This window comes from Leclercia sp. J807 (genome assembly GCF_009734465.1).
Classification (GTDB): Bacteria; Pseudomonadota; Gammaproteobacteria; order Enterobacterales; family Enterobacteriaceae; genus Enterobacter.
Genome location: NZ_CP046446.1, coordinates 2,359,903 through 2,376,875, shown reverse-complemented (window position 1 = coordinate 2,376,875; position 16,973 = coordinate 2,359,903). Strand labels below are relative to the sequence as shown.

13 protein-coding genes are annotated in these 16,973 nt (G+C 60.2%); 6 read left to right on the top strand and 7 right to left on the bottom strand.

Translation table 11 applies throughout. The annotated features are described in order from the left end of the window. Positions 1–56 precede the first annotated feature (56 nt). Together fusA and GNG26_RS11450 are read left to right on the top strand one after the other, a co-directional pair. Positions 57–2,159 carry an elongation factor G gene (gene fusA / locus GNG26_RS11455; RefSeq protein ID WP_156238786.1) on the top strand — a complete coding sequence of 701 codons (2,103 nt, stop codon included), beginning with the start codon at positions 57–59 and terminating at the stop codon, positions 2,157–2,159. A gap of 16 nt (positions 2,160–2,175) precedes the next feature. Beyond that, positions 2,176–2,793: a trypsin-like peptidase domain-containing protein gene (locus GNG26_RS11450; protein WP_156238784.1), complete on the top strand. Its 618-nt coding sequence runs from the start codon at positions 2,176–2,178 to the stop codon at positions 2,791–2,793. 141 nt (positions 2,794–2,934) lie between these two features. Here the strand turns inward: GNG26_RS11450 and GNG26_RS11445 are convergent, their stop codons facing one another. Then, on the bottom strand, positions 2,935–3,507 hold the full coding sequence (locus tag GNG26_RS11445; protein WP_114387014.1) for a flavin reductase family protein: 573 nt from the start codon (positions 3,505–3,507) through the stop codon (positions 2,935–2,937). Positions 3,508–3,643: 136 nt separating this feature from the next. On the opposite strand from GNG26_RS11445, the gene GNG26_RS11440 reads away from it, so the two are divergent. The 4 genes from GNG26_RS11440 (at position 3,644) to nhoA (ending at position 7,911) form a co-directional block, all read left to right on the top strand. Next, positions 3,644–4,336, top strand: a complete 693-nt coding sequence (locus GNG26_RS11440) for an ABC transporter ATP-binding protein (RefSeq protein ID WP_103822014.1) — start codon at positions 3,644–3,646, stop codon at positions 4,334–4,336. Beyond that, positions 4,333–5,301, top strand: coding sequence for an ABC transporter substrate-binding protein (locus tag GNG26_RS11435; RefSeq protein ID WP_103822013.1), 969 nt, complete (start codon positions 4,333–4,335; stop codon positions 5,299–5,301). Before GNG26_RS11440 ends, GNG26_RS11435 begins: the two co-directional genes overlap by 4 nt. A gap of 38 nt (positions 5,302–5,339) precedes the next feature. Continuing rightward, complete coding sequence (locus tag GNG26_RS11430; protein ID WP_156238782.1) at positions 5,340–6,995, top strand: iron ABC transporter permease; 1,656 nt, start codon at positions 5,340–5,342, stop codon at positions 6,993–6,995. Between the two features lie 70 nt (positions 6,996–7,065). Further along, positions 7,066–7,911, top strand: a complete 846-nt coding sequence (nhoA, locus tag GNG26_RS11425; RefSeq protein WP_156238780.1) for an N-hydroxyarylamine O-acetyltransferase — start codon at positions 7,066–7,068, stop codon at positions 7,909–7,911. Positions 7,912–8,009: 98 nt separating this feature from the next. On the opposite strand, the gene narI is transcribed toward nhoA, so the two are convergent. The 6 genes from narI to GNG26_RS11395 all read right to left on the bottom strand — a co-directional run bounded on the left by narI (position 8,010) and on the right by GNG26_RS11395 (position 16,895). Next, a complete protein-coding gene (narI, locus tag GNG26_RS11420) occupies positions 8,010–8,690 on the bottom strand; it encodes a respiratory nitrate reductase subunit gamma (protein ID WP_103179651.1) in 681 nt (226 codons plus the stop codon). Then, the gene (narW, locus tag GNG26_RS11415) at positions 8,687–9,382 is read right to left on the bottom strand and encodes a nitrate reductase molybdenum cofactor assembly chaperone (protein ID WP_156238778.1); all 696 of its coding nucleotides are present in this window, start codon (positions 9,380–9,382) and stop codon (positions 8,687–8,689) included. Before narW ends, narI begins: the two co-directional genes overlap by 4 nt. Beyond that, positions 9,382–10,926 (bottom strand): nitrate reductase subunit beta, encoded by a 1,545-nt coding sequence (gene narH, locus GNG26_RS11410; protein ID WP_114314924.1) that lies wholly within the window; start codon positions 10,924–10,926, stop codon positions 9,382–9,384. Before narH ends, narW begins: the two co-directional genes overlap by 1 nt. After that, on the bottom strand, positions 10,923–14,663 hold the full coding sequence (locus GNG26_RS11405) for a nitrate reductase subunit alpha (RefSeq protein WP_156238776.1): 3,741 nt from the start codon (positions 14,661–14,663) through the stop codon (positions 10,923–10,925). Before GNG26_RS11405 ends, narH begins: the two co-directional genes overlap by 4 nt. A 66-nt stretch (positions 14,664–14,729) precedes the next feature. Continuing rightward, the gene (locus GNG26_RS11400; RefSeq protein ID WP_103822005.1) at positions 14,730–16,121 is read right to left on the bottom strand and encodes a NarK family nitrate/nitrite MFS transporter; all 1,392 of its coding nucleotides are present in this window, start codon (positions 16,119–16,121) and stop codon (positions 14,730–14,732) included. Positions 16,122–16,319: 198 nt separating this feature from the next. Beyond that, the gene (locus GNG26_RS11395; protein WP_156238774.1) at positions 16,320–16,895 is read right to left on the bottom strand and encodes a TetR family transcriptional regulator; all 576 of its coding nucleotides are present in this window, start codon (positions 16,893–16,895) and stop codon (positions 16,320–16,322) included. Between the last annotated feature and the right edge of the window lie 78 nt (positions 16,896–16,973).

Here is a 16,973-nt window from a genome sequence, read left to right as displayed (position 1 = left end):
ACCTGCGCGCGCTAACCCAGCGCGTGTTTGTCATGTCCATAAAATAAGGATGCATCATGATCCGGTCCATTCCTCTCGAACGTTATCGCAACATCGGAATCTCAGCGCATATTGATGCCGGTAAAACCACCACCACCGAGCGCATCCTGTTCTATACCGGGGTGAGCCATAAGATGGGGGAGGTCCACGATGGCGCGGCGATCACCGACTGGATGGCGCAGGAGCAGGAGCGGGGGATTACCATCACCTCGGCGGCGGTGAGCTGCTTCTGGTCTGGCATGGATCGCAGCTATGAGCCGCACCGGATCAATATCATCGACACCCCCGGGCACGTCGATTTTACCATCGAGGTGGAGCGCTCCATGCGGGTGCTCGACGGGGCGGTGATGGTTTATGACTCGGTGGGCGGGGTACAGCCACAGTCGGAAACCGTCTGGCGGCAGGCCAACAAGTACCGGGTGCCGCGTATCGCCTTCGTCAACAAAATGGACCGTCCGGGGGCCGATTTCTTCCACGTGGTGCAGATGATGATCGACCGGCTGAAAGCGCACCCGGTACCGATTGTGATCCCCATCGGCGCGGAGGAGCATTTCACCGGCGTGGTCGATCTGATCAAGATGCGGGCTATCATCTGGGATGACGCCACCCAGGGGATGACCTTTACCTATGCCCCGGTGCCGGATGCGCTACAGGCCACTGCCCGGACCTGGCGGGATAAAATGGTCTCTGCGGCGGCGGAGGCCAGCGACGAACTGATGGATAAATACCTCAACACCAACGAGCTCGACGAGGCAGAAATTATCCGCGGCTTACGTAAACGGACGGTGGCTGGCGAGATCCAACCGATGCTCTGCGGCAGCGCCTTTAAAAATAAAGGGGTGCAGCGAATGCTCGATGCGGTGATCGAGCTGATGCCGTCCCCCCTCGACGTGCCCGCTATCGACGGCGTGGATGAGAAAGGCCAGCACGCTGAGCGCCACCCCAACGATGACGAACCCTTCTCGGCGCTGGCGTTCAAGCTGATGTCCGACCCCTATGTCGGTCAACTGACTTTTATCCGCGTCTACTCCGGGGTGCTGAAAAAAGGTGACGCGGTCTTTAACCCGGTGAAGGGCAAAAAAGAGCGCATCGGGCGCATCGTCCTGATGCATGCCAACGACCGGCACGACGTGGAGGAGCTGCGTACCGGGGATATCGCCGCCTGCGTCGGGCTGAAAGATGTTACCACCGGCGACACCCTGACCGACCCTGACGCGGTGATCACCCTTGAGCGGATGGAGTTCCCGGACCCGGTGATCTCGCTCTCCATCGAGCCAAAAACCAAAGCTGACCAGGAGAAAATGGGCATCGCCCTGCATCGTCTGGCGGCGGAAGATCCCTCCTTCCACCTGCATACCGATGAAGAGTCCGGTCAGACGATCATTTCCGGGATGGGCGAACTGCATCTGGAGATTATCGTCGACCGCATGAAGCGCGAGTTTGGCGTCGAGGCCAACATTGGCCGCCCGCAGGTGACCTACCGGGAAACCATCCGCAAAGCGGTGAACGACGTTGAGGGCAAATTTGTCCGCCAGTCCGGCGGCAAAGGGCAGTATGGCCATGTGGTGCTGAGCCTGGAGCCGCAGGAGCCGGGCAGCGGCTTTACGTTTGTCGATGCCACCAAGGGCGGGGTGGTGCCCCGGGAGTATATTCCGTCGGTTGAGAAAGGGCTGCGGGAAGCGATGAACAGCGGCGTGCTGGCGGGCTATCCGGTGGTGGATATCAAAGCGACCCTGACATTCGGCTCTTACCACGATGTCGACTCCTCGGAGATGGCCTTCCGCATGGCGGCGATCTTTGGCTTTAAGGACGCAGCGCGCAAGGCCGATCCGGTGATCCTGGAGCCGATGATGCACGTGGAGGTCGAAACCCCGGAAGAGTACGCTGGGAACATTATGGGCGATCTCTCCTCCCGGCGCGGGCTGGTGCAGGGGATGGAGGAGCAGTTCGGCAGCCAGATTATCCGCGCCGACGTGCCGCTGGCGGAGATGTTCGGCTACGCCACCACGCTGCGCTCCATGTCCCAGGGGCGGGCAACCTACAGCATGGAGTTCCACCATTACGCCGAGGCCCCGCGCATCGTCGCCGATGAGATCATTGCCGGACGGTCGAAAAAGTAGGCCCGTGGGGTGAACCATGAAGCGTCTGCATTATGCTCTCGCCGCACTCATGGCACCCCTTATGCTGCTGGGGTGTGTGGTGATGTCCGGCACCAGTAAAACCGATTTTGCCGCGACCCGGCAGGCGGATATGGTTTTTATCGGCCTGCCGGCGCCGCTGAACTGGTTTGCCGCCGGGATGCAGGGCACCACTTTCCCGGTCTCAAGCCAACTGTCCCTCACCGCCGCCCACGTCGCGGTGCCGCTGCTGAAGCCGGTCAGAGCCCAGCATCCTGTCTGCGATGTGGCGGTCATTGCCGATAACAACCGCGGCAAGATCGTGCATCAGCTTGCCTGGGCGCGGGCTGGACGCAACGTCACCCTGTTTGGCTACAGCGCCATAAACAGCCTGCCCAAATCCAGCCGGGGTAAGATCGACGGCTTCGTTAAGCGCGACGGCTGCTACTACGGCATCATCACCGGGGCGGGGGCGGTGTCGGGCATGTCCGGGGGGCCGGTGATAGACAGCCTGACCGGGGAGACGGTGGGGATCATTACCAACGTCATCCCCGGCAAGGGCGCAGTGGCTTTTGTAGCGGTGCAGGATTTTACCAACCTGCTGGACCGGATGCGGATCCCTTATAAGACCTATTAGAAGATATTGACTACAGTGCAGGACCTGCAACGCCGGGTGGCGGCTGCGTCTTACCCGGCCTACGTGTCCCGTGCTCGTGTAGGCCCGGGCAAGCGCAGCGCCGCCGGGCAAAATCCGGCACCTGAGTAAACACCGGTTATTTCACTCAGGCGCTTTCACCTGCTTCCCGCTGGTCACAAAGGTGCCTGCGCCAAGGTGGTGCAGGGTGTTGCGCTTATCGTCATCAAACTGCCAGCGTCCGGCCACGAACGCCCGTTCATCGGCGGCGGCTGAGACCACCTCGCCAAACAGGGTGTCATACTTTTCTGCCGCAGAGGTGGCGGGCAGCAGACGGCACTCCATCCACGCCAGGCACTTCTCTTCAATTACCGGCAGCCCCAGCACCGGGCCGTTAATCACCGGAATCCCGTAGCAGTTGAACTTATCCTCATCCCGTCCGCTGACGCTGCCCACGGCATAGGTCCAGTTGGTGGCCGCCACGCCGGGCACCACGATCCCGAACATGCCGCTGCGCTCAATCAGCTCCCGCGACCAGGCGCTTTTATCCACCACGATGGCGATCCGCGGCGGCTCGAACTCCACCGGCATCGACCAGGCGGCGGCCATGACGTTGCGGCGGTCCAGGCTGTCGTCGCGGCTGGTGATCAGGATGGTCGGGCCGTGATTTAACAGGCGGCTGGCGTGCATTAACTCAACGGGGCGGAAGTGGCTCATAGAATTTCCTCATCAATAGCATCAGAGCATTAAACGTCTGAAAGCCATCGGAAATCAATACGCAACAAAGGTGTCATGTTTTCGCAACACAAGCTGCCTACAGTGGCGAGCATCAAATCCCAAAGAGGATAACAAGATGCTCACCTCCATATCGCTTAAAGGCGTGTCGTACGCTTTTGGCGCGAATACTGTATTGAATCAAATCGATCTGCATATCGAGCCGGGTAGCGTGGTTGCGCTGCTGGGGCCGTCGGGCTGCGGCAAAAGCACCCTGTTGCGACTGCTGGCGGGGTTAACCCAGCCAGCACAGGGTGAGATCCATTTTGGCGATCGCCTGGTGGCGAAAACCGGATGGGCGCTGTCGCCGGAAGCCCGGGATATCGGCATGGTGTTCCAGGATTACGCCCTCTGGCCGCACATGACCGTGGCGCAGAATGTGATGTTCCCGCTGAAGATGCGCCATGTTCCGCGTCTGGAACGCGAAAGCCGCGTGGCGCAGGCACTGGATCGCGTCGGCTTAAGCGCCTTCGCCGATCGCAAACCGGCGGGGCTCTCGGGCGGACAGCAACAGCGTGTGGCGCTGGCCCGGGCGATAGTCGCAGAACCGCGAGTGCTGCTGTTTGACGAGCCGCTCTCCAACCTCGACAGCGAACTGCGGGGAACCTTGTGTCATGAGATGGCGTCACTGCTGCACCAGCTCGGCACTACCGCCGTCTATGTTACCCACGACCGCCGGGAGGCTGAAATCCTGGCCGATCGCATCGTGCATTTGTCTGCTGGCAGCGTCGCTGCCGATCGTTTGATTACATCCTCTGGGGAGTTCGCATGAAAGCTGCAATGTCCGTTAAAAAGGGAGTCCTGTTAGCCATGGCGTTATCGTCCGTTATGATCTCCAGCGCACACGCGCTGACCCTCTACACCGCAGGCCCGGGGTCGCTCGCCAAAAACCTGGCCAGCGGCTTTGAAAAGAAAACCGGCGTCAAGGTGGATATCTTCCAGGCCACCACCGGCAAAGTGATGGCCCGCCTCGAAGCGGAGCAGGCTAACCCGCAGGCCGATATTCTGATCTCCGCCTCTTGGGATACCGCGGAAGATCTGCACAACCGCGGCTGGCTGCTGCCGTACCAGAGCGCCAATGCGGCCAACGTGCCTGCGGATCTGAAATCAGAGGACTTTGTGGCCCAGGGCGTGTCGGCGTTGGGCATCGTCTGGAACACCAAAAGCGGCACCCCGGAGCCGAAAGAGTGGCACGATCTGACCACCGCCGCCTTTAAAGACAAAGTCACCACCCCGGACCCGGCGCTGTCCGGTGCTTCACTCGATCTGCTGATCGGGTTGCAGAATGGCATGGGCGATAAGGCCTGGACCCTGTTTAATGAGCTGAAAAAGAACGGCATGGTGGTCAGCGGCCCGAACGCGCAGGCGGTCACCCCGGTGATGCAGGGAGCCAAAGCGGCAGTGTTCGGCGCAGTGGATTATGTCTCGTATGGCAACATCAGCCAGGGCGAATCCCTGAAGGTGATCTTCCCGGCCAGCGGCACGGTGATTGCCCCGCGTCCGATGATGATCCTCAAATCCACCCAGCATGCGGATGACGCTAAAGCCTTTGTGGATTACGTTCTCTCCCCGGAAGGCCAGGCGATGGTGGCTGATGCCTGGTTGATGCCCGCCCGTGGCGATGTGCAGGCCAAACGTCCACTGCTTAACGACCTGAAAATTCTGCCGACCAAAAGCGATGGTAGCAGCGAGCGCAGCGATATCCTCAAGCGTTTCAACACGCTCTTCACCTTATAATCAGGCGACGGGGGCAACCCCGTCTTCAGGACGGCTTCGTGAATCCTAAATATTTATCGGTAACGACGCTGGGATTATTGCTGATCCTGGTGGCGTTTCCGCTCACCTTTATTCTGCTCCAGGCGGTGTTTCCGCACTTCAGCGCCGGGCAGTTTACCGGGGCGTTCAGCGGCATCAGTCGGCTACTGGCGGAGCCGCAACTGCCGGGCATGTTGGGCGGTACGCTGCAAATTGCCCTTGGCGTCGCCCTGGTCAGTGCGCTGATCGGCTTTCCCCTCGGCGTGGCGCGCGGGCTGTTTAACCTGCCGCTGCCGAGGCTGTGGGATCTGCTGTTTCTGATCCCGTTTTTAACCCCGCCCTATATCGCCGCGCTCTCCTGGATGCTGGTCCTGCAAACCAACGGCTATCTGCAACAGATCACCGGGGTCAACCTCAACGACCTGCTGTTCAGCAGGAGCGGGATCGTGCTGGTGATGGCGCTGAATATCTTCCCGGTGGTCTATTTTGCGGTGTCGCGCAGCCTGCTGGCGAGCGGCCAGCGTCTGGCGCTGGTGGCCCGCGTTCACGGTGCCAGCCCCGGCCGGGCGTTCTGGCATATCACGCTGCCCATGCTCTCGCCGTCGCTGGCGGCGGGGATGCTGCTGGCGTTTACCCTGGCGATTGAAGAGTTTGGCGTGCCTGCCGCTCTCGGCACGCGCGCTGGCGTGGTGATGCTCACCACCGATATCGAGAAGAAACTGGCGGACTGGCCGATCGATCTTTCAGGCGCATCGATGCTTTCGGTGGTGCTGGTGGTCATCGCCCTGAGTGCCTGGTGGCTGCAGAAAAAGCTGACCGGGCATCAGGATGTGACCAGCATTACCGGCAAACCGACGGAGAATATGGGCGCCAGTGCCGGGATCTTTACGCTGCCGGTTGTCGTTGTTTTTGCGCTGACGGGTTTTATCGCGGTGATTCTGCCGGGAGCGTCGATGGCGCTGTCCGGGGTGCTGGGAACCCTGTCCGGCGGAGTGACGCTGGATAATCTGACCGGCGGGCACTATGCGGCGCTCTTCAGCCAGCAGGGGGATGCGCTGTCGGCGCTGGGCACCAGCCTGTCGCTGGCGCTGGGGGCGGCCTGTATTACCGGCGCGCTGGGTCTGCTGGCCGCGTGGCTGGTGGTGGTGCAGAAGATCAAAGGGCGCGGTGTTCTGGATGCGCTGTCGTTGATGCCTGCCGCCTTGCCGGGCGTGGTCGTCGGGGTGGGGCTGATCCTGCTGTGGAACCGTCCGTTCTGGCCGGTCTCACCCTATAACAGCTGGGCGATATTGCTCCTGTCCTACTGCTGCCTGTTGCTGCCGTGGCCGGTGCGCTATGTCGGCAGTGCGCTGCGTCAGCTGGGGGGGAATCTCGAGCCTGCCGCGCGGGTGCATGGCGCGTCGGCGTTGCAGGCGCTGCGCTTTATCGTGTTGCCGCTGGTTTCGCCGGCGATGCTGGCGGCGATGCTGATGGTGTTTGCCATCGCCTCGCGCGAGCTGGTGACGTCGCTGCTGCTGGCCCCGGCGGGCACGCAGACCGTCTCGGTATTTATCTGGCGTCAGTTCGAGCAGGGATCGGTCGGGCAGGGAATGGCGATGGCGACCCTGACGCTGCTGACCGGGCTGGTGCTGATGTTAACGGCGCTCGGGATCATGCAACGCACCTCGCGCGGATAAAAAGCACGTTTGAAACAGTGAGCGGGGTAAATTAGTTTATAAACAAGGAAAACTGTAAAAGGAACTGACTATGACCCCGTTTTTGACCACTTATCTCGCCCGTACCGGCTGGCAGCAGCCGGTTTCTGTGGACATCGCCACACTGCGGGGTCTGCACCTGCATCACAACAGCGCCGTCCCGTTTGAAAATATCGATGTGGTGCTGCCGCGTGAAATCCAGCTCGACGAGCAATCCCTGGTCGATAAGCTGGTCACCGCCCGCCGCGGCGGGTATTGCTTTGAGCAGAACGGGCTGTTCGAGCGGGCGCTGCGTGAGGTGGGATTCCATGTGCGCAGCCTGCTGGGTCGGGTGGTGCTGGCGAATCCGGCCCAGATGCCGCCGCGCACCCACCGTCTGCTGCTGGTGGATCTGGAGGGCGAACGCTGGATCGCCGACGTCGGTTTTGGCGGGCAGACCCTGACCGCGCCCATCCGTTTAGTCGCCGAAGAAGAGCAGGCGACGCCGCACGGCTTGTACCGCCTAATCAACGACGGCAGCGACTGGGTGCTACAGTTCCGCCACCACGAGCACTGGCAGTCGATGTATCACTTCGATCTCACCGCGCAATACCAGGCCGATTACGTGTTGGGCAACTTCTGGTCAGCGCACTGGCCGCAATCCCATTTCCGTCATCATCTGCTGATGTGTCGCCATCTGCCGGACGGCGGCAAACTGACCCTTACCAACTTCCACTTCACCCACTGGCAGGACGGCCACGCGGTGGAGCAGCTTAACCTCCCGGATGCAGAAGCACTTTATCAGGTGATGCAGGAGCGGTTTGGGCTGGGGGTGGATGATCCGAAGCACGGCTTTACGCTGGCGGAACTCACGGCAGTGATGGCCGGGTTTGAAACCCATCCGCAGGCGGGGAAATAACCTGCAACGCCGGGCGGCGCTGGCGCTTGCCCGGCCTACGGTGTGGTACGCTTTTGTAGGCCGGGTAAGGCGCAGCCGCCACCCGGCGTGGCTGGGGGCTACCTTCGCGACCGCACCAGCTGATAACGCCGCGTAATATACTCAAACGGCGCGCTCCAGACGTGGACCAGGCGGGTGAAAGGGAAGATCAGGAAAATGGTCATCCCCAGCACCAGATGGACGCGGAAAATAAAGGCCACGCCGCTCAGCATCTCCGATGAGCCGCCGCGGAAGGTGACGATCCCCTGGGCCCATCCCACCAGCTTGAGCATCTCACTGCCGTCCGGGTACTGCGCCGAGAACGGAATGGTCGTCAGGCCCAGCACGCACTGGGTCAGCAATATACTCATAATGACGATATCCGGCGTGGTCGACGTGGCTCGCACCCGCTGGTTAAACAGGCGACGGTAGAGCAGCATCGAGCCGCCAATCAGCGTCAACACCCCGCAGATCCCCCCGGCGATCATCGCCAACTGCTGTTTCACCGCCATCGGCAAAAACCAGGCGTACATCCAGTGCGGGGTTAACATCCCGAACAGGTGGCCGAAGAAAATGCCCAGAATGCCGATGTGGAACAGGTTAGAGCCCCAGTTCATGCCGCGCTTATCCAGCAACTGGCTGGAGGAGGCGCGCCAGGTGTACTGGCCGTAGTCATATCGCAGCCAGCTACCGAGGAAAAAGACCGCGGCGCAGATGTAGGGGTAAATATCGAAGAAAAAGACGTTCAGATGGTGTGTCATTTTGGGCCTCCGGCGCTGACGTCCACGTACTGCGGCGCGACGTCCTGGCTAAAGCGTCGTTGATATTGCTGCATCGGCGAGCTGTCGCAGGCCGTGGCGTTATCTTCAATAAACTTCACCTGTTCCTCTTCCCAGACCGCATCCAGCGCCTGGCGGGTGTCATCCCGTTTTTCGCCTGCCACCTGCTGCGTGACACTGTCACTTGATAGCTTACTGCCTGCGAATTTCAGCAGGGCGTCGAACAGCTGATACTGTGCCACCTCCCGCTGTTTTAATCGCCCGCCAATCAGCGCCAGGATCGGCGCGACGTTTTGCAGTCCCTCTTGCGCCTGCGCCTCGGGCAGGATGCTCAGATACTCCAGATAGAGCGGCAGATAGTCCGGCAGTTCGCGGCAGTCGAGCTGCAAGCCGGCCTGCTCATACTGGTTCATCAGGTCGACCATCGCCTGGCCGCGATCCCGGGATTCAGCATGCACGTGCTCGAACAGCAGCAGCGAGGTGGCACGCCCGCGCTCGAACACCTCGCACCACGCCGCCTGCCGGTCAAGCAGCGGGGCATTGAGATAGTGCTCTGCAAACGGCAGCAGCCTCGGCGCGTCCTGCGCCACCAGGGCGAGGGCTTCGTCGCGGCTCTCCCACAGCGCCTCGTCCGGGTACTCAATCAGCAGGGCGATAATTTTGAGGATCTGCATTACTCTCCCTCCCCATGTTCGCGCACCTCGGTGATGTTGATAGCGTCGATGCGGCTGCTGTTGAACAGATTGAATTTGGTGTCGGAGCCGTGGCAGCCGTCACCGAAGGTAAAGCCGCAGCCGTTGCGCTCCGGGAAGGCGTCCCGGGCCATTTCCCGGTGGCTGGTCGGGATCACGAAGCGGTCTTCGTAGTTGGCGATGGCGAGATAGCGGTACATCTCCTCTACCTGTTCCACGCTCAGGCCCACCTCTTCAATAGCGCGGGTATCAGTCACCCCCTCTACGGTCTGGGAGCGCTTATAGTGGCGCATCGCCATCATGCGTTTCAGGGCGCGCAGCACCGGGCCGGTATCGCCCGCGCTGAGCATGTTCGCCAGGTACTGCACCGGAATGCGCAGGCTTTCCACCGCGGGGAGGATGCTGTCGGTCTGTGGCAGGCCACCGGCATCGGCGTAAGACTGGATCGGTGACAGCGGCGGAACATACCAGACCATCGGCAGGGTGCGGTATTCCGGGTGCAGCGGCAGGGCGAGCTTCCAGTCCATCGCCAGTTTATAGACCGGGGAGCGCTGGGCAGCATCAATCACGTTCTGGGGGATGCCCTGTTTCAGCGCCTCTTCAATCACCGCCGGGTCGTTCGGATTGAGGAACACGTCGCACTGACGTTCGTAGAGATCGGTTTCATGCTCGGTGCTGGCCGCCTCCTGGATACGGTCTGCGTCATAGAGCAGGACGCCGAGATAGCGGATGCGTCCGACGCAGGTTTCCGAGCAGACGGTAGGCTGGCCCGATTCGATACGCGGATAGCAGAAGATGCATTTCTCCGATTTCCCGCTCTTCCAGTTGAAGTAGATCTTCTTGTACGGGCAGCCGCTGATGCACAGACGCCAGCCGCGGCATTTGTCCTGGTCGATCAGCACAATGCCATCCTCTTCACGCTTGTAGATGGCGCCGCTTGGGCAGGTGGCGGCACAGCTCGGGTTCAGACAGTGTTCGCACAGGCGCGGGAGATACATCATGAAGGTATTTTCGAACTGGCCGTACATCTCTTTCTGCATCCGGTCGAAGTTGCGATCCCGGGCGCGTTTCTCAAACTCGCCGCCCAGCAGCTCCTCCCAGTTTGGCCCCCACTTGATTTTATCCATGCGCTTGCCGTCAATCAGCGAGCGGGGACGGGCGGTAGGGAGATGTTCGCTCTCTTTGGCCCGATGCAGATCCTGGTAATCGAAGGTAAAGGGCTCGTAGTAATCGTCGATCTGCGGCATCTGTGGGTTAGCGAAGATTTTTGACAGTACGCCCAGCTTGCCGCCCAGCCGCGGGGTCAGCTTGCCAGAGATGCCGCGGATCCAGCCGCCTTGCCACACCTCCTGGTCCTCCCAGTTTTTCGGGTAGCCGATGCCCGGCTTGGTTTCGACGTTATTAAACCAGGCGTATTCCATCCCTTCGCGCCCGGTCCAGACGTTTTTGCAGGTCACCGAGCAGGTGTGACAGCCAATGCATTTGTCGAGATTTAACACCATGCCGACCTGTGAGCGTATTTTCATTTTTTCGCCTCCTGTACCTGGTCGTTACCTTCGCCATCCAGCCAGTTAATGTTTTTCATTTTGCGGATCATGATGAACTCGTCGCGGTTGGAGCCTACTGTGCCGTAGTAGTTAAAGCCGTAGGCGAGCTGGGCGTAGCCGCCAATCATATGGGTTGGTTTCGGGCAGACGCGGGTCACGGAGTTATGAATACCGCCGCGCCGTCCGGTCACTTCCGAACCGGGGATGTTCAGAATGCGCTCCTGGGCGTGGTACATCATGGTCATGCCCGGCGGTACGCGCTGGCTGACCACCGCCCGGGCGGTGAGCGCCCCGTTGGCGTTGAAGGCTTCTATCCAGTCGTTATCCTCAATGCCCAGCTCCCGGGCGTCGGTTTCGCTCATCCAGACGATGGGCCCGCCGCGCGACAGGGTCTGCATCAGCAGGTTTTCGCTGTAGGTTGAGTGGATGCCCCATTTCTGGTGCGGGGTCAGGAAGTTGAGCGCCTTTTCCGGGAAGCCGTTCGGCGGGATCTCGCGCATATGGCTGACGCTGCGGGTATCAATCGGCGGACGATAGGCCACCAGGCTTTCGCCGAAGGCGCGCATCCAGAGATGATCCTGATACAGCTGCTGACGCCCGGAGAGGGTGCGCCATGGGATGAGCTCATGGACGTTGGTGTACCCGGCGTTATAGGAGACATGCTCGCTCTCAATGCCGGACCAGGTGGGGCTGGAGATGATTTTGCGCGGCTGGGCCTGGATATCGCGGAAGCGGATCTTCTCGTCCTCCTTGTTCAGCGCCAGATGGCTGTGTTCGCGCCCGGTGAACTCCGCCAACGCTTCCCAGGCTTTGACCGCCACCTGGCCGTTGGTTTCCGGGGCGAGGGCGAGGATCACCTCGGAGGCGTCAATCGCCGTCTCAATGCGCGGGCGGCCTTTCGCCGGGCCGTCGAGCTTGACGTAGTTGAGCTTGCCGAGGAAATCGACCTCATCCTGGGTGTTCCAGGAGATGCCTTTCCCGCCGTTGCCGAGCTTGTCCAGCAGCGGGCCGAGGGCGGTAAAGCGCTCGTAGGTGTCCGGGTAGTTACGCTCCACCACGGCAATGTTCGGCGCGGTTTTACCGGGGATCAGATCGCATTCGCCCTTGCGCCAGTCGGCGATGTCAAAGGGCTGGGAGAGCTCCGCCGGGGAGTCATGCTGCAACGGCTGCAACACCACGTCGGTTTCAGTGCCCAGATGGCCGACACAGACCTCAGAGAAGACTTTGGCGATGCCCTTGTAGATCTCCCAGTCGCTGCGGGATTCCCAGGCCGGATCGACCGCGGCGGAAAGGGGATGAATAAACGGATGCATATCCGAGGTATTCATATCGTCTTTCTCATACCAGGTGGCGGTGGGTAGGACAATATCCGAGAACAGGCAGGTGCTGGACATGCGGAAGTCCAGCGTCACCAGCAGATCCAGCTTGCCCTCAATAGCGGCGGTCTGCCACTCCACCTCTTCCGGCTTCACGTCATCGGTGGTGCCCAGATCGTCGCCCTGAATGCCGTTTTCGGTGCCCAGCAGATACTTGAGCATATACTCATGCCCCTTGCCGGAGGAGCCGAGCAGGTTCGAGCGCCAGACGAACAGGTTGCGCGGGTGGTTATTGCCGCTGTCCGGCTGCTCGCAGGCCATACGGATATCGCCGGATTTCAGCGCCTGGGCGGTGTACTCCTGGGGCGACATGCCAGCCGCATCGGCCTGAGCCTTGATGTGCAGCGGGTTAAGGTTCAGCTGAGGGGCGGAGGGCAACCAGCCCATCCGCTCGGCGCGCACGTTAAAGTCGATCAGGTGGCCGGTAAACTTCGAAGGGTCCGCCAGCGGGGAGAGCAGCTCCCGGGCGGTGAGTTTCTCATAGCGCCACTGGCTGGCGTGGTTGTAGAAGAACGAGGTGCTGTTCATCTGCCGTGGTGGGCGGTTCCAGTCCAGCGCGAAGGCCAGCGGCAGCCAGCCGGTTTGCGGGCGCAGCTTCTCCTGGCCGACATAGTGCGACCAGCCGCCGCCGCTTTTCCCCACGCAGCCGCAGAAGACCAGCATGTTGATCATCCCACGGTAGTTCATGTCCATGTGATACCAGTGGTTGACCCCGGCGCCGAGGATAATCATCGACCGGCCATGGGTTTTATGGGCGGTGTCGGCGAACTCCCGGGCGATCTGCTCGATATGGCGGCGCGGTACGCCGGTGATCTGCTCTCCCCATGCCGGGGTATAGGCTTTGATCTCGGCGTAATCTTTGGCCGCGAGGTTATCCTCCAGCCCGCGCTCGAGGCCATAGTTGGCCAGAACCAGATCGTAGACGCTGGCAACCTGCAGCTGGCGGCCATCGGCCAGGGGCAATGTTTTCACCGGCAGCTGGCGCATCAGCACCGGCTCCTGCTTCACGCTGCGAAAATGCGGGTTCTCATTGCCGCCAAAGTAGGGGAAGGCCACCCCGGCGACGCTGTCGTGGGTGCCCAGCAGGGAGAGCGCCAGCTCGGTCTCCTGGCCTGCCGCCAGCGGCTCGAGGTTCCATTTGCCTTTTTCACCCCAGCGGAAGCCGATAGAGCCGTTCGGCACCACCAGATCGCCGGTGGTGGTGTAGGCGACGGTTTTCCACTCCGGGTTATTGGTTTCACCCAGCCCGTCGGCGAGGTCGGAGGCGCGCAGCATCCGCCCCGGCACCAGGCTGCCATCCTCCCGCGGATCGAGCATCACCAGCATCGGCATGTCGGTGTAGCGGCGGCAGTAGTTGAGGAAGTAGTCGCTCGGGTTGTCGAGGTGGAACTCTTTCAGGATCACGTGGCCCATCGCCATGGCTAAGGCACTGTCGGTGCCCTGTTTCGGCGCCAGCCATTGGTCGCTGAGTTTCGCCACTTCTGAGAAATCGGGGGTGATGGCGATGGTTTTGGTGCCCTTGTAGCGCACTTCGGTGAAGAAGTGGGCGTCCGGGGTTCGGGTCTGGGGGACGTTGGAGCCCCAGGCGATGATATAGCTGGAATTGTACCAGTCGGCGGATTCCGGCACGTCGGTCTGCTCGCCCCAGGTCATGGGTGAGGCGGGGGGCAGGTCGCAGTACCAGTCGTAGAAGCTCAAACAGGTGCCACCCAGCAGGGAGAGATAGCGCGTGCCTGCGGCGTAGGAGACCATCGACATCGCCGGGATGGGCGAGAAGCCCGCCACCCGGTCCGGGCCGTAGTGTTTGATGGTCCAGACGTTAGCCGCGGCGATAAGCTGGTTCAGCTCTTTCCAATTCGAGCGAACAAACCCGCCATGTCCGCGGGCCTGCTTATAGCTCTGGCTCTTTTGCGGATCGCTCATGATGGCGTTCCAGGCCAGCACCGGATCGCTGTGCTGACCCAGCGCCTCGCGCCACAGCTCAATTAGCTTCTTGCGCACCAGCGGATACTTCAGGCGGTTGGCGCTGTAGAGATACCAGGAGTAGCTGGCCCCACGCGGGCAGCCGCGCGGCTCGTGGTTCGGCAGGTCGGGGCGGGTGCGGGGGTAGTCGGTCTGCTGGGTTTCCCAGGTCACCAGGCCATTCTTGACGTAGATTTTCCAGCTACAGGAGCCGGTACAGTTCACGCCGTGGGTGGATCGCACAATTTTGTCGTACTGCCATCGCTGGCGATAGCTGTCTTCCCAGTCGCGGTTGGTGTGCATCACCTGACCGTGTCCATCGGCGAAGGTGTCGCCTTTGAGTTTGAAATAACGAAAGCGATCCAACAATTTACTCATGACATTTCTCCTGACGGGGCGACGCACCACCCCGGGGTTACACTGCTCACAAAATATTGAATATCGTTATGATTTGACGTGCTTCTGCCGACGGCCATACACCAGCCAGGTGACGAACACACAGACGATATAGAACACCAGGAAGACCTTCATTGCCCCCACCGGGGAGCCGGTTAACGCCAGCGAGGTGCCAAAGGCTTTGGGAATGAAGAAGCCGCCCACGGCACCAATGGCCGAGATAAAGCCCAGCGCGGCCGCGGTGTCGGTAACTGCCTCTTTCTGCGCCTGTTCCTCCGTGCCGCCGCGGAGTTTCACTCTATAGACGGTGATTTGCCGGAAGATGACAGCGATCATCTGGAAGGTCGAGCCGCTGCCCAGCCCGGCGGTAAGGAACAGCCCCATAAACACCAGATAGAAGGCGGTAAAGCTGCCGGAACCGGAGCCTGGCAGGGTAAGGAAGAGCAGGGCGGTAAACACCGCCATAAAGATGAAGTTCACCAGCGTGACGCGCACGCCGCCGAGCTTGTCGGAGATCACCCCGCCAGCGGAGCGGGCCAGCGCGCCAATCAGCGGGCCAAAGAAGGCCAGGTGCAGGATGTTAACGTCCGGGAACTGGGTTTTCGACAACATGGCGAACCCCGCGGAAAAGCCGATAAACGAGCCGAACGTCGCCAGATAGAGTAGGCTCAACAGCCACAGATGAAGACGTTTGAGCACCGGCAACTGGCTGGCGATGGTTGCTTTTGAACTGGCGATGTCGTTCATACCGAAAAAGGCGGCAACGGTTGCCAGCAGCAGCAGCGGGGCCCAGATCCAGGCGGCGTTCGCCAGAAACAGGGACGAGCCATCCTCCTGCGGCACGCCGTGTACCCCGAGAAAGGTAAACATCGGCAGGAAGATCACCACCGGGGCCACCATCTGCATCACGCTGACGCCGAGGTTGCCCAGCCCGCCGTTAATACCCAGCGCGCTGCCCTGTTTCGATTTGGGGAAGAAAAAGCTGATATTGCCCATGCTGGAGGCGAAGTTGGCACCGGCAAAGCCGCACAGCAGGGCGATAATAATAAATACCGAATAGGGGGTAGCGGTATTTTGCACCGCAATACCCAGCCAGACGCAGGGAATAATCAGAATGACGGTGCTTAATACCGTCCAGTAACGGCCACCGAATATAGGCACCATAAAGGAGTAGGGAACACGTAATATTGCCCCGGAGAGCGAAGGCAGTGCGGTTAACATAAACAGTTGATCGGTCGTAAAATTAAAACCCACCTTATTCAGATTGACCGCCACCGCACTAAATAACATCCAGACGCAAAACGCCAGCAGCAAACAGGCCACGGAGATAACCAAATTTCGTCGCGCAATCGGCTTGCCTTTATTTTCCCAAAATGCGGCGTTTTCCGGTTTCCAGTTGCTTAACAGATAAGGATTATTCTTCTCAGCTTGTTGTGACATATTACCCTCTTGCATATCCGTAAATGGCAGAAAGAGAAAGTCATTCAGGCAGAGACCTGAATTTTTGGTGAGAGATTATTAGATGTTTTTGGGAGTCTTCTGAAAGGATAGATATAAAAAACGAACCCATGAGTTTAGAAGGGAGAAGTGGGTTCGCTTATTGTGTTACAAATCGTAACAGTTAAGAGATGTTGATGATTAGCCCAGCTCGAGGGTAATTAACTTATCAAGATGCTGATTAAATGCGGCATCGTCCATCTGCGGCATGGATAACACATAGAGCCCGTCCAGCCCGCAGACCAAGCCAATGAGCCGCCAGGCGACGTTCTCAGCACTGTCTTTCAGATTAAAGGCTTTCGCCTGTTCACCCGCGCGTATGATGGCTACCGTCTCCTGATGCCACATCTCCATGGTTAACACATACGCGCCTTTTATTTCGGCATCGCGGGTGGCTAACAGCTGGGCTTCACGCCACAGGCGAATGTAGGGCTCAAAACTGCGGTCGTCGCTGCCGAGCATGGCATGCAGGCGTTCGCGCCAGCTGGCATTTTCCGCGACTATTTCAGCATCCAGCAGGGCGCGGATCAGGCGGATAAAGGCCTGCGACTTTAATTCACCCGCGGAGGCAAAGTGGTGGTGCACCTGGCCGGTCGCCACTTTTGCTTCGGCGGCAATACGTCTGACGGTCATCCCGGTAAAGCCTTCGCTCAGCGCCACGCGCATCGCCGCCTGCAGGATCTCCTCCCGCCGTTCATCCTTGCTCAGATAGCTCATTTTTTTCACTCTCAACTGGGGGATAACCAGTGTAACAAAAAGCTGGACATGCGTTCAACTTTACGTAGGATCGCAATC

Excerpts from the sequence above, each read along its gene's own strand:
- fusA (WP_156238786.1), top strand. The coding sequence starts at position 57 with ATGATCCGGTCCATTCCTCTCGAACGTTATCGCAACATCGGAATCTCA.
- GNG26_RS11450 (WP_156238784.1), top strand. The coding sequence starts at position 2,176 with ATGAAGCGTCTGCATTATGCTCTCGCCGCACTCATGGCACCCCTTATG.
- GNG26_RS11400 (WP_103822005.1), bottom strand. The coding sequence starts at position 16,121 with ATGTCACAACAAGCTGAGAAGAATAATCCTTATCTGTTAAGCAACTGG.
- GNG26_RS11405 (WP_156238776.1), bottom strand. The coding sequence starts at position 14,663 with ATGAGTAAATTGTTGGATCGCTTTCGTTATTTCAAACTCAAAGGCGAC.
- narH (WP_114314924.1), bottom strand. The coding sequence starts at position 10,926 with ATGAAAATACGCTCACAGGTCGGCATGGTGTTAAATCTCGACAAATGC.
- GNG26_RS11440 (WP_103822014.1), top strand. The coding sequence starts at position 3,644 with ATGCTCACCTCCATATCGCTTAAAGGCGTGTCGTACGCTTTTGGCGCG.
- GNG26_RS11395 (WP_156238774.1), bottom strand. The coding sequence starts at position 16,895 with ATGAGCTATCTGAGCAAGGATGAACGGCGGGAGGAGATCCTGCAGGCG.
- nhoA (WP_156238780.1), top strand. The coding sequence starts at position 7,066 with ATGACCCCGTTTTTGACCACTTATCTCGCCCGTACCGGCTGGCAGCAG.
- GNG26_RS11435 (WP_103822013.1), top strand. The coding sequence starts at position 4,333 with ATGAAAGCTGCAATGTCCGTTAAAAAGGGAGTCCTGTTAGCCATGGCG.
- narW (WP_156238778.1), bottom strand. The coding sequence starts at position 9,382 with ATGCAGATCCTCAAAATTATCGCCCTGCTGATTGAGTACCCGGACGAG.
- GNG26_RS11445 (WP_114387014.1), bottom strand. The coding sequence starts at position 3,507 with ATGAGCCACTTCCGCCCCGTTGAGTTAATGCACGCCAGCCGCCTGTTA.
- narI (WP_103179651.1), bottom strand. The coding sequence starts at position 8,690 with ATGACACACCATCTGAACGTCTTTTTCTTCGATATTTACCCCTACATC.